Here is a 14,611-nt window from a genome sequence, read left to right on the forward strand (position 1 = left end):
AATGATAAGTAAAATTTTTCATTATTCATAAATAATCCCTGTTTAAAAATACTATGCATTAACAGAAGAACGCATTGATTTCATCTTTTCCTTTTCATCAAACTTCCAAAATAATGAAGCAGAAGCGATCACTACTAACAACCAGGGGCTAGTACTTATTAGATAATCTAGAGTGTTTACTAACTTTGAATTAGAAAAAACAAACAAGAACAGCAATATCCCAACCCCGTTATGTACGATATAAGAGTAAAACTTCCGATGGTTTTTTTCGGCAGTAAGTTGATCAGCTGTCACCGAAATTGGAATACCAATGATTATAATTGCTGGAATTAGATATATAATCATTAAAAATGAGCCGCCAATCGCAACAGATATTTCCCCGTCTCCTCCAGTCAACTTATAGATAATCCCCCCTACAGTCATAATAACGATACAGAACAACCAAGTCAGAATGGAAGTTATCAACGCTGTTTTGAGTTTGCTAAATAGCATAGTAATTAACTCCTTATTTGTGTGTTTTGTACACCCCATTTTCGAAATAACGTTTTAGAGAATCTTGCCTAAAACTCATAGAGCGATTCCTTTTTATTAAGCAAACGCTCCGAGATAATTGAAGATTCAGTTTCAAGAAAAACATTACCATTTCTAGTTTAATCCTTTGTTCCATGATCAGATAAATCTTGACATGATTTCTTCGCTGTTCTAAAATGACTTATAAGTCATTTTTGACCTATGCGTCAAAAAAAGGAGGCCTTTATGTCTGATAGAATGGCTAAAAAATTTTTAAAAAGAAACAAACTAATTCTAGAAACAGCTGAAGAGTTAATTAGAGATCATGGTTACCATCAGGTAAAAATGAGTGATATATCTGAGAAACTAGATATAGCGAAAGGAACCCTCTATTCTCACTACCAATCAAAAGAGCAACTTGTCTTTTCCATTGTAAAACCTAAGATTGACAGTTTCTTAATTACTATGGAAAAAATAGACACGAGCGACCTTTCTGAAAGCAAAAAAGTTCTATCCTTTATTGAGATGGGATTTCGTAGTGACTTTTTCCATTTCGTTTTATCAAGCTTTCCTGATATGGGAGCTATCTTCAGTGAAGATCATAACTCAGAACTTAACCAAATCCAGAAAAAAATCATTGTTATTTTTGAACGTGTAATAGTCAAAGGAACAAAAAACAAAACTTTTCAAACGAATATGTCCTCAAACTTTTTAGCGCTACAGTTAATGCAGATGTTTGATCCTCTTATTTATAAAACACTAGTATCCTCAGGTACAATGAGTTCTAATGAATTTGTAAATCAGTCTATTACATTTTTTATGACAGTAATCAATAGTAAAGGGGAATTTTAAGATGGATTATTCTAAACTGAGAACTAAAAAATTTGAAGAAGTGTTTACTGAAAGTGAGTACTCAAGCTTAAGGGAATTTTTGATACAGGCCTACTTGTTTCTTGACGAATCAAATAAAATTGAAGCTAGAAGACTCTTAGTGAATACATTTGGACTTAGTGAAGAAGAGCTCAATGAAAGATCTACAGCGTTTATACATCATAGTTCAATTAAAGCTACCCTTCTTACCACGATAAAAACCGCAGAAAACTGGGTCGAAAACTCAAATCAAAAAGATATCCCTGGATTACTCAATTTATCTCATTCAGACATAGAAATAATGGGGCCAAAAGGTTCTATTAGTGGAAGTCAACATTTAGGTGATTGGATAGACCGCGCCAACCTCCACCTTCATACCATTCGGCGCTTTGCAAAAGGTCACAATATTGTTCTTGAGCAGCAAGGTACTTGGTATGAAGAAAGTGATCAAGTAAAAGGTCAGAATATCGTTTACACGTTCATGAGAGTTATTGACGGAAAGGTTGCTTTCTTAGGAAGATACGACAATAAGATTAAAGCTTTTCAAGTTAGTGAATTAAATGAGGGGAACCTGATTGAATAAAATAAAGTGCCTCTTACAAAGAGCCACTTTATTTTAGATTTGCTCCGATTATGTGGAGTAGTGCGATTCTACGAAACCAATTTTTTTGAGTGGATAATTGGGGCTCTATCTTTATTTGATACATCAATTAAAGCAACCTCTACCATCTGTCCAAGAATGGTGTCATTTCTTCTAGAACAATAATTAAATGCTTCAGATAATTTTTCTGCTGTTAATCTATTAGCTATTGTACAGTGAGGTATCCAGCTATCAGGTGAATACAATGAGCTAGGGTCATCATTAAAATGTCTGAAGTTTTTATGATGATTATTATGAAAGTCAATTAAGTCTTTAGTGACGGTGGGCGTATAGAATAAAGCTCCCGAATTCAAGAACGAACCAATTGTGTTAAAAGAAATATCAATTACTGTCTTTCCATTGTAGTAATCATCCATTTGTTTCATAAAATCAAATTGGTTTAGGTCATTATAACTTGCCAATGTAATGTGTGGCTTTCTACTCTCCACTTCATATGCATAAGAAGAAATTGACTTTTGGTTTAACTCTTTCCAAATATCCTTTATTATGTGATCTGTTTTTTCATCGAAAGTAGCTATAAATCCATACACAAGACGCCCACCTTTAAATTCTGATATTGAAATTGCCTCTGTAATTAACTTAAACAACAAAGAGCGTAATACTTTCTAAATTAACGCCATCGTTTCGTTAACTCTTGGTTTCAAGACTCTCGCAGAAACAGTTACCTATATTTATTCCCACTCACTAAAACATCTTGAACAATATATAATTTGTTCAGGGCCCCAGGCTTTTAAAAGAGTCCACCCATTTAGCTTTTTCAGTGTAGCAATAATTGCCATCTTCTCATCTTTTTCTACTTCTCTTCCGCAATTTTTGCAAGTAACTTATCGCCAATAATAAGTATCCACCCTCTCGATAAACTTCTAATTTAGTAACTTATTAGCTTCACCTTTTAAATACGTTTGAATAAAAAATACGTTTCACGATTCAAACTATCTCGAAACTGAGTATTCAACTAACCTTCCAAAATTTCTAATACCAATTATTTCGAATAAATCCGCATAACTGCGTCTTTAATTCCAGTTAAAGGAGCCTATCTTATTACAGATAAGCTCCGAGATTATGGAATACCGTTATGCTTCTAATATGTGCTGGTAAACCTTTAAAATGGATTATAGAAAATACACTAAGGCACAAGCGAACCCTGTGACAAAGTAAGTTATTAATCCTCTGACCCTATATTTTTTTTCAACACCTGTTCTCTTCTCTAACCCTCGTATGTAGTCATAAATAACCATAAGACATACTAGAATGGCAATACCAAAGAAATCATCGCCTTCAACTATTAACACCATCGAAAAAACAGTAGATATAGCAAATGCAATATTGGTAACTATTGTTTTAATGGTAACCTTCCTCCCAATCCCACATAGTCTATTTTCTTTTTTTCTTTCTCTGAGCTAAGCACTTACACTTTATTAAGTAAATGCTCCGAGATTGTAGAGTAATGTATTCACTCCACTTTCTTATCTACATATACTCCTACGAGAAAACGAAGCAATAGATATAACAAAATAGTGACCCCACCCACTATGAATACGTTATAATCATCAAATAATACCGTTGCCAAAATGATTGCGATAACTAAATAAATAACTGCAAACCCTTGCTGATATCTCCTCTTTTTAGATAACTCATTTGGATACCTCAATTCATTCACTCCAGTCCTAAATCTGAAAGTCAACCTACATAAAGAGCAGACTTTTTATTCTGTAAATGCTCCGATTTTATGGAGTAAGTTCAGTTCAATTTCCTTCAAATAATCCGAACAACATCGACTAATTATTTGTAGTTTGCTTTTTAAGTCGTATTACTTCGGCAATAATACTCACTATTGCTCCAACTAATAATACCAAGAAAGTCCAAGATGTTATGTTCATCCCATTATCATTAACAGAATGACTACGATAAAATCCATTAGCTGCTAATAGGATTACAATTAAATTGAAACCTATGTAAAATCTTCCTCCACGCTTAATTGGAATTCCTCCTTTTCTATTGGATATAATTACAATTCGTTTATTGCTCCGATTTAATCAAATAGAAAATTACCCACTAATCCAATTAAAAGCATTAGTATAAAACTCCCAAACAGAAAGTATCCGATTAACTTAATGGGTAAAGGAAGTCTTCCTCCACGTGTTTTTGGAAACCCTTCGATGTTTTGTTTATGTGCTATGGCATCATTGAAAGGCTTATTTTCATTTCCATTGTTCATAGACAATTTGGTACCTCCAATATTTCTGGTCTTCTCTAACAAAAAGTCTCCTATTATACTTACGAAGTAGCCCCTGATTTAGTTTCAAATCGTTCATTATCTCGAATTCAAGTCTTCATACAGATAGATAAGGGTTTGAAGTTATCGCCCCCTTTTCCCCCTGTTTGCACCGTATGGGCAACTTTCATCGCGTACGGCGCGCCAACTAATCCAATTCATTCTTTCGATGTAATGAATAAAGCCGATTTATATTAAATCTTAGATTGCTTGAAGATTGCACTGCCTTCGAAGATCATTTACCTTTTCTTTTTGAGTGTTTTCCAGCTTTAATTCTTTAAGGATCGCTTTAATTTTAAGTGGATCCTTTAAATGTACAAGCCGGTGAACGGGTTCATATAACACGATCAGGTTAGAGAATCGATCATCTTTTGAAAGATGATAAGGTCTCTTATGATGACAGTGCCAGTCTGATAATCCAAGCTCTGTTCCCGTTACAGCACACTTACCGTACTGAGCGATGAACTTACTAATGCGATTATCATTGTATTCAATCGTTCGATTTGGTATATAGTTTGACATGACATAGTTAAGTACATTTTTCTGAATCGCTTTTAGGTTCTGGTGAATTTTCGCCCTACCTTTCGCAGTATAGTTACAGGTTTCTTGCGAAAAACATAAGTTGGTTTTATGCCGTTGCGCATAAATCGGGACGAATACCATGTCTTGAATCTTATAATATTGGGGTTCATACCCTTTAAAGCGTTTTTGTAGCGTACTTGTCATGTCTTTAAACTCAGCTTCTTTTCTCACGTCTTTTAATCGGTTGTATAATGTCCTGCGAAGATAGAAGTTCAACTCATGTAAATTATTTGTGATATGAGTGGCGGCAGCGTAATAATTCTGGATCCCCATGACAACTGTATTGAAATGCCAGACGGTCTCAGCACAAGGCTTTTTATGGATTGCCTTGATGGATTCTTTCATTTTCCTTTTGGCATTTGCTTTGGCTTTTTTCGACATATTTGAATGAGCCACAAATCCTTTTCTCGTCTTTCCTTTCTTGACAGCTCGAAACGTAAATCCTAGAAACTCTGAAGAGTTTTTCTTTAGGTTTACTACTTTCGATTTTTCTTCACTTGCCTCAAGATGAAGTCTTGTATGGAGAAAATCCTTTATGGCATAATTCATTTTCATTGCTTGTGAGCGTGTACGACATAAGACTTTGAAATCGTCCGCATAACGGACGATGTAACATTCTTTTAAATTTGACCTCTTCAGCGCTTGTATTTTACTTCCATTATGTTTGTACTGATGGCTAGTCTCCAGAGTTTCCCATTGGTTACTAATCCACCAATCTAGTTCATTTAACACAATGTTGGATAGAAGTGGAGAAATGATACCGCCCTGTTGCGTTCCTCTGGTTGGTATGCCTTCTCCTTCAACCTCTGCCTTCAGAAGCTTTGAGATAATAGAAAGCAATGCTTTATCCTTTATACCAATAGACCAGATCTGTTTCAGTAATTTGCTGTGATTGACGTTATCGAAGAAGCCTTTAATATCAACGTCAATACAATGATAAAGTCCACTCAAATTGATAAGAGACTCGAATCTCGCTTTTGCGTGATGCGTACTTCGATTGGGTCTAAAACCATAGCTGTGTTTGTGGAATTTCGCCTCACAAATCGGTTCTAGGACTTGTAAAATACATTGTTGAAGAATTCGGTCCCAGATGGTGGGTATCCCCAACGGTCTCGTTTTGCCGTTGGCTTTTGGTATTAGAACACGTCTAACGACTTCAGGCTGGTAGGATTGAAGCGTGTTTTGAACTTTCTCAATGACTTCTTCTACAGACAGAGATCGAATGTCATCGATGGTTAATTTATTAACACCTGCCGTTTTACTTCCCGTATTTCGTTTGATATTTCGATAGGCAAGACGTATATTTTCGTTCGAACAGATAATATTCATTAAGTCATAGAAATTCTGACCATTAACACTTTGAGCGTACAGATTATCAAAGCAGTGCTCCATATTGTAATACTCAGAGTGTCTCAGTTTCTTCCGTTTCAACAAGTCGGTGACTCCCTTAGGAGTTGAACCTCTTTTAGTCTCACGAGAACCTTATTAATCGATAAAGAACTGTCTTACATGGTTGAATGATCTTCATTAGTCTAGTGGCGATCCCTCCATGTGAATTAGACATTTCATTGGTACTGTGCCACCACTTTCACTGATATTAAGGTAAGTTATACAGTTGTTATTCTCACAATTGTTTTCCTTATCACCATTTCATCGGAAGCAAGTCCTCCACGTTATCAGCTTACAACGTTGAATTATATCTATTATAGAAAGAAGTTAGGTGCTTCCTGTAAGCCTGTTAGTCGTTCATGCGCCTTTAACACACCGTGGACTTTCATATTTACGAGTTTTACTCATCCACTACTAACCTCACTCTTGGTGATATACACATTTCTATGTATTGCAGTTATAGACCTGTACCTTCAGAAGTTCGTCAGCTTAACCTCTATTCTTATAGGTTATACGCATTCTCACCATGTTCTTTCAACCCAAGCATTATGATTCACACCACCCCCGCAGGTAGGTTTTCGTCAGCCGATCCTGTTACGGTGAATTCTCACGCCTTTTCATCGAGCTTATAACACTCTTATCCTTGCTAATTCAAGTGCTATTCGACTAAGAGAGAGCCCTTCAAGACGTTACGCTATCATTTGACTCTTCGATATAATCCTTCAGTTCTGTAAAGAACTGTCTAACTTTTACCTGAGTAATGTGACCATTCTCAGTTTAATTAGAAACGTTTCGCACCATAAAACTGCCCTTTAATTGAACAACTACTTCTTTTATCCTCACTACCAACATTAACATAATATTCCATAAAATCACTAAACTCACCAACCTATAAACTGTATTTCCCTATGTATATCAGTTTAAGAAATTCAGAAGTGCCAATACTAAGAGAAAACCCTTAAACTGGAAAGGAATTCACCCATGACATTTCCTGTTATCCATACAAACTTTTGGGACGCTGTTCTTGCGGTCCCTTTAGTCATGATACTCACACAGTTAATCAAAATATTCACCCCTATACCTCGGACCTTTGTTCCAACACTAGCGATTATTTTAGGACTTCTCATATCAGTGTTTTATAGTCATCGTCATCACTTTGTTGCCGGTTTGTTTATGGGGTACTTTTACGGATATGCCGCGATTGGAAACTATGCATCGTTGAAGACATCATTTTTAGCATTACAGAAGAAAAGAAGAAAAAAGGAACATTTTTCATAAGTGAATTTCGTTTTATTTTAAAAAGGGGACTTCCGATATCCGGAAGCCCCCTTTTTGACTTTTTTATTCTTCACCAAGATCTACATTATGATAAACCTGCTGTACATCTTCTAACTCTTCAAGTGCATCGATCATTTTCAAGAACTGCTCTTGATCTTCTCCTGAAAGCTCAACGTCATTTTGTGCAAGCATCGTAAGTTCAGCTACGGTAAACTCAGTAATCCCTGCATTTTTAAATGCTTCCTGTACCGCATGGAACTGATCTGGTTCAGCATAGACAATCACGACGTCATCCTCTTCCATAATGTCACGTACATCAAGATCTGCTTCCATTAACAGTTCAAGAACTTCATCTGCTGATTTGCCTTCAATGCCGAATACAGCTGTTGCATCAAACATGTAAGCAACAGAACCGTTCACACCCATGTTTCCACCGTTTTTACCAAAAGTAGAGCGGACATCAGAAGCTGTACGGTTTACGTTGTTTGTTAATGTATCAACGATCACCATAGATCCGCTTGGACCAAATCCTTCGTATCGAAGCGTATCGTAATTTTCATCTGCTCCGCCCTTCGCTTTTTCAATCGCACGGTCAATGATTGCTTTTGGTACGTTGTATGTTTTCGCCCGTTCAAGAACTAAGCGCAGCGCCTGGTTCGCTACTGGATCTGGTTCACCTTGCTTTGCCGCTACATAAATTTCACGACCAAACTTAGCATAAATTCGACTTGTATTCGCATCCTTAGATGCTTTCTTTTCCTTAATATTATTCCATTTACGGCCCATTCAATTTCACTCTTTTCTACTAGTTATCTGTTTACACATTCTCTATACGTCTCGTCAATTATACCATATTTTACAGTTACCATTTGCTTGAGGGACTTGGATTCACTAGAAATAATAGTAAACTAGTAAAAAAGAGGAGTGATCATGTGAGTCAGAAAAGGTTGCAAGATTACGGCGTTACTATCGGAGAAATGGAGCCCGGTGCAAAAAATGCGATTACGGATGTCGAAGGAGTAACCGTCGGACATACTACTCTGAATAACGGTGAAGTTCAAACAGGCGTAACAGCGATCCTTCCGCATCAAGGGAATCTGTTTCAGCAGAAAGTAATTGCATCGAGCTATATTCTTAACGGGTTTGGTAAAACAATGGGAACCATTCAGCTGGATGAGCTTGGTACGCTTGAAACACCAATTATTTTAACGAATACGTTAAGTATTGGAACGGCTGCAGATGCGGTGTTTGATTATATGTTAGAACAAAACCATGAAATTGGCGATACAACTGGAACGGTTAATCCGGTTATTGGCGAATGCAACGACATGTTTTTAAACGATATTCGAGGACGACACGTTCAAAAGCATCATGTTCATGAAGCGATCGCAAACGCTTCGACTACTTTTGAAGAAGGTTCCGTTGGGGCTGGAAGGGGTATGCTTTGCTATTCATTAAAAGGTGGAATTGGAACGGCTTCCAGAAAAGTAAAGCTTCAGCATGGGAGCTATACCCTGGGTGTGCTTGTTGTGACGAATTTTGGTATCCTTCGTGACCTTAATGTAAACGGAAAGAAAGTGGGCAAGACATTAAAAGAAGCCCTTCTTCATTCCTGGGAAGAAAAAGATAAGGGTTCTGTTATGGTGATCGTTGCAACAGATCTTCCCGTTTCAGAACGACAGCTTCATCGAATTATTAAACGCGCGTCTACAGGGCTCTCCAGAACGGGATCCATTATCACAACAGGTAGCGGCAAGATTATCATAGGTTTTTCCACCGCTAACAAAGTCGCCCATCAATATACTCCGCAAACTCAAACACTAGAAACCATCCATGAGGAAGAAATCGATACCGCTTTTCGTGCAGTTGGTGAAGCGACAGAAGAAGCGGTACTTAATTCTTTAGTAGCCGCTACTCACGTGATCGGCCGTGATGGAAATGAGAGACCGACGTTAATGCATTTACTCCAAAAATTTAGTATGAAGCTTAAATGAAAAATCCTCCTGTCACGACGACAGGAGGATTTTTATATGATTAGCGATTACGGGCTACATAAGGATAAATTGGATTTTTCAATTGAAACTCGTATGTGTTGCCATCAACGATGCCAACGACTTTATTGCTATCGTAAAGATCTAGCATGAAGTCTGCCATTTCCTTAGCTGTATGGAACTGCGGAACAGTTCCTTCATATTCGAAGTTATCAACGTCCATTGAACGGTTCGCAAATTCGGTTTCTGTTGCTGCAGGTGCCAAAACTTTTGCCTGCATTTTCGCGCCTTGTCCTTGGAGCTCCTGAGCAAGTCCTTCTGTAAAGGCACTGACAAAGAATTTCGTAGCACAATATGTCACAGCATCTGCAACGATTGTATAGCCTCCGCCTGAGGAAACGTTAATTAACTGCGTTCCCTCGACATTCGCATAATCGCGAACAAACAAGGATGACAAAATCGTTAAAGCCTCATTGTTCAGACGAAGCATCGTTTCAATTTTTGGAAGTTTTTGTTCGCCAACTGGATCAAAATTACCGAATCCAGCATTATTGATAAATGTTTCAATTTCAATATTTTCAAGACTCTCATAGAAAGCATAGACGTTTTCGTTAAGTGATAGATCTGCTTCACGAATGATCACATCAAGATCAGAATTAATCTTCTGTACTTCGCTTTTCAGCTCTTCCAATTTCTGAGTTCGACGTGCAGCGATTACAAGGTTCTTTCCGCGAGCCGCAAATGCGAGTGCTGATTCATACCCAATACCTGAACTTGCTCCTGTAATAACCGTGTACTTCATGTTAATCCCTCCACTTATTCATTATGTTACAATCTTATTGTAGACGTTTGAGTGCACTCTAAGTCAAACAAAACGAAAAAGCAAGGGGGATTGAATGTACTCGATAAGTGAAATAGCCGAAATGGTAGATATAAGTGCCCATACCCTCCGCTATTACGAAAAGGAAGGGATTATTGAACCGATTCGAAACGATCATGGCGTGAGACAATTTGACGAAAAGCATCTAAAGTGGTTGCAGTTCGTCAAAAAATTAAGAGAAACTCAAATGCCCGTCTCTCAAATCAAAGCATATACGCATTTATTTCTTGAAGGAGAGCACACCGCGAACGCTCGCCTAAAACTTCTTGAGGATCATCAGCAGTTTATTCGTGATCAAATCGAGACATTGCTTGCAACGGACGAAATGCTAACGAAGAAAATTTCAACATATAAAGAACAGATGGAGAAATCATTGATGTAATAACGAAAAGTCCCATTCCTTTATGGAACGGGACTTTTGTGATTTTGCTCTACTTGTCTCTTCCGCTACTCCAGATACGTATCACTTGTTCCGCTGAAAAGGCCAGCTGAGATTTAGTTACGTCTGGGTTAAGCGCATGTTCTAATGAATGACACCCTTGTTGAATCGAAAGTATTCCCGATAATGTTTCATACAAGTTATCCACCGGTTCAACAACCTGCCCTGCTAATGCAAAGCATGGAACATGATGTTTTTTCGCAAGTTTTCCAACTCCAGACGGAACTTTCCCATAAGCAGTTTGACGATCCATTTTCCCTTCCCCAGTAAAAGCGATGTCAGCCACTGCAAGCTTTTCTTCTACTTTTAGCAGTTCAAGCATCCACTCAATTCCAGGGACATAAGTCGCCCCTAGAGAATAGAGTGCTCCACCAATCCCTCCTGCCGCTCCAGCTCCTTTTTGAGTCGATAGAGAAAGAAGATTTGCTACACGATGAAGAGCAGCATCATAAGTCGGAATTTCTTCTTTCTTCATACCTTTTTGCGGTCCAAAAACAGCAGCAGCTCCACGTTCACCTGCATAAGGGTTGTCCACATCCGTCACGATATAAAGATTCGCATTTAGCTTACTACTACTTTCACGGATGGATGCGGTGTCTAGTAAAGGATTCTGGTGGAGAGGAAGTTCTTCGCATGAATGATCAAAACACGTATACCCTAGGGCTTGTAACATTCCTAGCCCTCCATCGGTGGTCCCCGTCCCTCCCAGGAAGACGTATATGTCTTTGGCGCCTTTTTCTTCAGCATCCTGGATCAGCTCACCAACACCATAGCTTGTTAAACGTGAAGGTTCTAAGTTGTCTGATGAAATCAAATGCAGCCCCACCGCTTCAGCCGATTCAATGTACGCGGCTTGCTCTGTTCGATAATAACGAGCGCTTCGTTTTTTTCCGTCTAGCTGGTGGATCGGCACTGTTACAAAGTGTCCCGGCAATGTTTGGATCGCTTCCAATGACCCTTCTCCTCCGTCTGCTACCGGAATAACGTCAACAACACTATCAGGGAATACTCGCTTAATCCCAGACTTAACCGCCTCACCTGCATCCTTCGAGGATAAAGAACCTTTGAACGAGTCCATCGCAATTAATACATTCATTTCTCCACCTCCTTTTGCTATTGAATTAAGAAGCTTCTCACCTGGCTTGGTGACAGTTCAACAGATGCTTCAATTGGAGATGCATTCGTTTTCACTTCATTTAAATTCACTTCATTCACTTTCTGAATAGCTTCATGCTCCAACTGTACCATTTCCTCACGAACTGTTGGATTATAATAGCGAATCAATAGTCCTTCATCCAACTCTGCTTTCTTCAATGTACTCATGACCAAATTCGTTTCTTCAAATGAAAATAGAGTAAAGGTAGATGGGACCAGGATATGTTCTTGATTTAATTTCATCGCATTATGAGGAATCTTGTTATATGAAATGAAAGGACTAACATACCGTTTTGCAAGCTGAGCTATTTTGGCCTCATCTCGATTGCCCTTTACATAAGCGAAGCCAAAATCAAATTGGTACTCGCCAATCATTTGTGAATCTGGCGTCGGTAATTTAATTCCAGACGGACGTCCTGGACGTCGAACAAGCTCTTCCTTACCAAGAACACCAACGCTTCTAAAGAGCGTTACCGCAATTGTATCAAAGCGATCTCCAATAATTTCATATTCTCTCACACTATTTGTCATGACAACCGCTGACTTTTCTTCATCTTCTAGGCCAACATAACTAAGGAAAGGATAAATTGCATCTGGTCGTTCATCCCAATCTTCTTTCTCCCAAACACTCATCCCATCATCAATAACCTTGCGTTCAATCGTTCCAAACTGTTGATCTGCAAAGGAAAATGAGCTAGCCATTTGTGTTGGGAGTAAGACGCGGATGCGGTGATCCTTCACGTTATTGATCACATTACAGGAAACCTCAATCACATTACCTTTTGCTGGAATTGTAAGTTCATAATGAAAATCAACCGTCTCAAAACGTTTACCATTCAGCTTCCTCGCTTCAAGATCTTCTGGTAAAGTCCATTGATAAGTGATTGTAGCACGATGAGTCTGTTGGGTTGACTGTAAGCTGATTTGAGCATCTGTTATTTCATCGACACTAAAGCGTGGTTTTTCTCCCTCTAAAGGCGAGAAATCATATTCATCTCCATCATCACCAACATTCTCAAGTCCAAGAACACCTTTATGAGTTCGGCCAGTTTCTTTGTCAGTTAGTGATAGTGTACCGTTTTGTTCAAACTGAATGAAGTAAGCAGACGTTTCAACAGTACGACGGTCTTCACTTGGAAGAATGGGCTGATGATCGGTCGTTTCCACCACATAATACGTTTGATAACCGATGCCAGAAAGTTGGGTTTTCACTTCAATTGTAAATTCCACAAATGGATCATAGTTTCCGTAATGCACGATTTGTCGGTCAATTAAACCGGGATCGATAATTTTTGTAGAAAGAATTTCGTATTCGAGTTCTTTTCCATCGTCGTCTATTAGTTTAAATGAACTAAACTTTGTAGTAACCGTTGTTGTTGTTACTTCTTCTCGCTCCACAGGAAGAAGATTGAAGAAAACAAGACGATCCTCTTTTCGATCCGTATTGATATGATCTGTGATTTTACGTTTATAGAAATCGATTAAACGATCTGTCCGTTCTTCAGCATTCTGGAAACGTGCCATAATCTCCGCATGAACTTTGTCAGAGCAGCAGCAACCGATACTATCATGTGCATGGTTTTTCATCATTTCCTTCCAGATCGGCTCAATTAAACCATGATGATATTCAAACCCTAATTTGTAAGCAAGTGAAGCCAGTGGCTCTAGATGATTGGTAAGTTTATTCTCAATTCGTGTATTGGCTGCTTTAATATCTGCCCTAGTTGAGTAAATGCTACGATGGACACGCTGGTATTTACCGTGAAGAAACTCACCGTAAATCTCATCAAGACCTTCATTTTTCTCGATTCTCTCGAGCAAGTCTTCATAACGGCTTAAGAAAAACTCTCTTTCTGGATAAAGCTTTTCAAGTACGGAAATGACTTCATATATATTTTGCTGAATGGGCATCTGGTCATGTCCATTTGGTAGCAGAACGTCATCGCCAGTAGCACCTCGATCGAGCACCGTAAAGTATTTATCCATTCTCTTCTGCAGTGCTTCCTCTTCTTCTGGTAGGTACTTTCCAATGGCGTACCCGAGCGGCATGAGTTGAACAAGAACTTTTGAGTCGCCAGGAGCTGTCCAGTAGAATTCAGTTTTATCAGTTCCGTGATGTTCAGAAGTTCCTCTCCAGAAAATCGAATATTTAATGTCAAATCCGTTCAGAATTTGTGGCATTTGCGCAGATTGCCCAAACGAATCAGGAAGGTAGCCAATTTTCATTGGCTCACCAAATTCTGCACTGTCTTTCATACCGTAATATAGATTTCGTACAATGGATTCTCCACCTACGACCATCTCATCTGTTTGCGTGTACCACGGTCCAATGACCAACTTATCCGCTTGAACAAGTTTCTTCACGCGTTCTCTTTGCTCCGGGTGAATTTCAAAGAAATCTTCTAGAATCGCTGTTTGTCCATCTAGTACATAATAAGGATAATCAGGATCGTTTTCTAACCTTGTTAAAATCTCTTCCATATTATTCACGAGTAAAATGCGTGATTCTTCTGTTGAAAAGTACCATTCTCGATCCCAATGCATGTGAGGGACGATGTGGACGTTTTTTGTCATAGCTGCT

The 14,611-nt window shown here is 38.4% G+C and carries 14 protein-coding genes; 5 read left to right on the top strand and 9 right to left on the bottom strand.

Annotated elements, in window-relative coordinates; translation table 11 throughout:
• Positions 1-51: 51 nt before the first annotated feature.
• Positions 52-492, bottom strand: a complete 441-nt coding sequence (locus ATG70_RS14215) for a hypothetical protein (protein ID WP_098444934.1) — start codon at positions 490-492, stop codon at positions 52-54.
• Positions 493-756: 264 nt separating this feature from the next.
• On the opposite strand from ATG70_RS14215, the gene ATG70_RS14220 reads away from it, so the two are divergent.
• Positions 757-1,362: a TetR/AcrR family transcriptional regulator gene (locus ATG70_RS14220; RefSeq protein ID WP_179886283.1), complete on the top strand. Its 606-nt coding sequence runs from the start codon at positions 757-759 to the stop codon at positions 1,360-1,362.
• A gap of 1 nt (position 1,363) precedes the next feature.
• The gene (locus ATG70_RS14225) at positions 1,364-1,963 is read left to right on the top strand and encodes a hypothetical protein (RefSeq protein WP_257147708.1); all 600 of its coding nucleotides are present in this window, start codon (positions 1,364-1,366) and stop codon (positions 1,961-1,963) included.
• 68 nt (positions 1,964-2,031) lie between these two features.
• Here the strand turns inward: ATG70_RS14225 and ATG70_RS14230 are convergent, their stop codons facing one another.
• The 4 genes from ATG70_RS14230 to ltrA form a co-directional block, all read right to left on the bottom strand.
• Positions 2,032-2,571: a 2'-5' RNA ligase family protein gene (locus tag ATG70_RS14230; RefSeq protein WP_098444936.1), complete on the bottom strand. Its 540-nt coding sequence runs from the start codon at positions 2,569-2,571 to the stop codon at positions 2,032-2,034.
• A gap of 923 nt (positions 2,572-3,494) precedes the next feature.
• A complete protein-coding gene (locus ATG70_RS14235) occupies positions 3,495-3,692 on the bottom strand; it encodes a hypothetical protein (RefSeq protein WP_098444937.1) in 198 nt (65 codons plus the stop codon).
• Between the two features lie 381 nt (positions 3,693-4,073).
• Complete coding sequence (locus tag ATG70_RS14240) at positions 4,074-4,259, bottom strand: hypothetical protein (protein WP_098445832.1); 186 nt, start codon at positions 4,257-4,259, stop codon at positions 4,074-4,076.
• A gap of 258 nt (positions 4,260-4,517) precedes the next feature.
• Complete coding sequence (gene ltrA, locus ATG70_RS14245) at positions 4,518-6,290, bottom strand: group II intron reverse transcriptase/maturase (protein ID WP_179886331.1); 1,773 nt, start codon at positions 6,288-6,290, stop codon at positions 4,518-4,520.
• A 978-nt stretch (positions 6,291-7,268) separates the two neighbouring features.
• Between ltrA and ATG70_RS22830 the strand changes: the two genes are divergently transcribed.
• Positions 7,269-7,565, top strand: a complete 297-nt coding sequence (locus ATG70_RS22830) for a hypothetical protein (protein ID WP_098444938.1) — start codon at positions 7,269-7,271, stop codon at positions 7,563-7,565.
• A 63-nt stretch (positions 7,566-7,628) separates the two neighbouring features.
• Here ATG70_RS22830 and ATG70_RS14255 read toward each other — a convergent pair whose 3' ends face one another.
• Positions 7,629-8,351 (bottom strand): YebC/PmpR family DNA-binding transcriptional regulator, encoded by a 723-nt coding sequence (locus tag ATG70_RS14255; protein ID WP_098444939.1) that lies wholly within the window; start codon positions 8,349-8,351, stop codon positions 7,629-7,631.
• Positions 8,352-8,542: 191 nt separating this feature from the next.
• Between ATG70_RS14255 and ATG70_RS14260 the strand changes: the two genes are divergently transcribed.
• Positions 8,543-9,559 (top strand): DmpA family aminopeptidase, encoded by a 1,017-nt coding sequence (locus ATG70_RS14260; RefSeq protein WP_098445833.1) that lies wholly within the window; start codon positions 8,543-8,545, stop codon positions 9,557-9,559.
• A 40-nt stretch (positions 9,560-9,599) separates the two neighbouring features.
• Here the strand turns inward: ATG70_RS14260 and ATG70_RS14265 are convergent, their stop codons facing one another.
• Positions 9,600-10,358 carry an SDR family NAD(P)-dependent oxidoreductase gene (locus ATG70_RS14265; RefSeq protein WP_098444940.1) on the bottom strand — a complete coding sequence of 253 codons (759 nt, stop codon included), beginning with the start codon at positions 10,356-10,358 and terminating at the stop codon, positions 9,600-9,602.
• 94 nt (positions 10,359-10,452) lie between these two features.
• On the opposite strand from ATG70_RS14265, the gene ATG70_RS14270 reads away from it, so the two are divergent.
• Positions 10,453-10,818 (top strand): MerR family transcriptional regulator, encoded by a 366-nt coding sequence (locus ATG70_RS14270; RefSeq protein ID WP_098444941.1) that lies wholly within the window; start codon positions 10,453-10,455, stop codon positions 10,816-10,818.
• Between the two features lie 49 nt (positions 10,819-10,867).
• Here the strand turns inward: ATG70_RS14270 and ATG70_RS14275 are convergent, their stop codons facing one another.
• Together ATG70_RS14275 and mngB are read right to left on the bottom strand one after the other, a co-directional pair.
• On the bottom strand, positions 10,868-11,971 hold the full coding sequence (locus ATG70_RS14275) for a glycerate kinase family protein (RefSeq protein WP_098444942.1): 1,104 nt from the start codon (positions 11,969-11,971) through the stop codon (positions 10,868-10,870).
• Positions 11,972-11,988: 17 nt separating this feature from the next.
• A complete protein-coding gene (gene mngB, locus ATG70_RS14280; RefSeq protein WP_098444943.1) occupies positions 11,989-14,604 on the bottom strand; it encodes a mannosylglycerate hydrolase in 2,616 nt (871 codons plus the stop codon).
• Positions 14,605-14,611: the final 7 nt, after the last annotated feature.

Source organism: Bacillus sp. es.036, from assembly GCF_002563635.1.
GTDB lineage: Bacteria > Bacillota > Bacilli > Bacillales > Guptibacillaceae > Guptibacillus.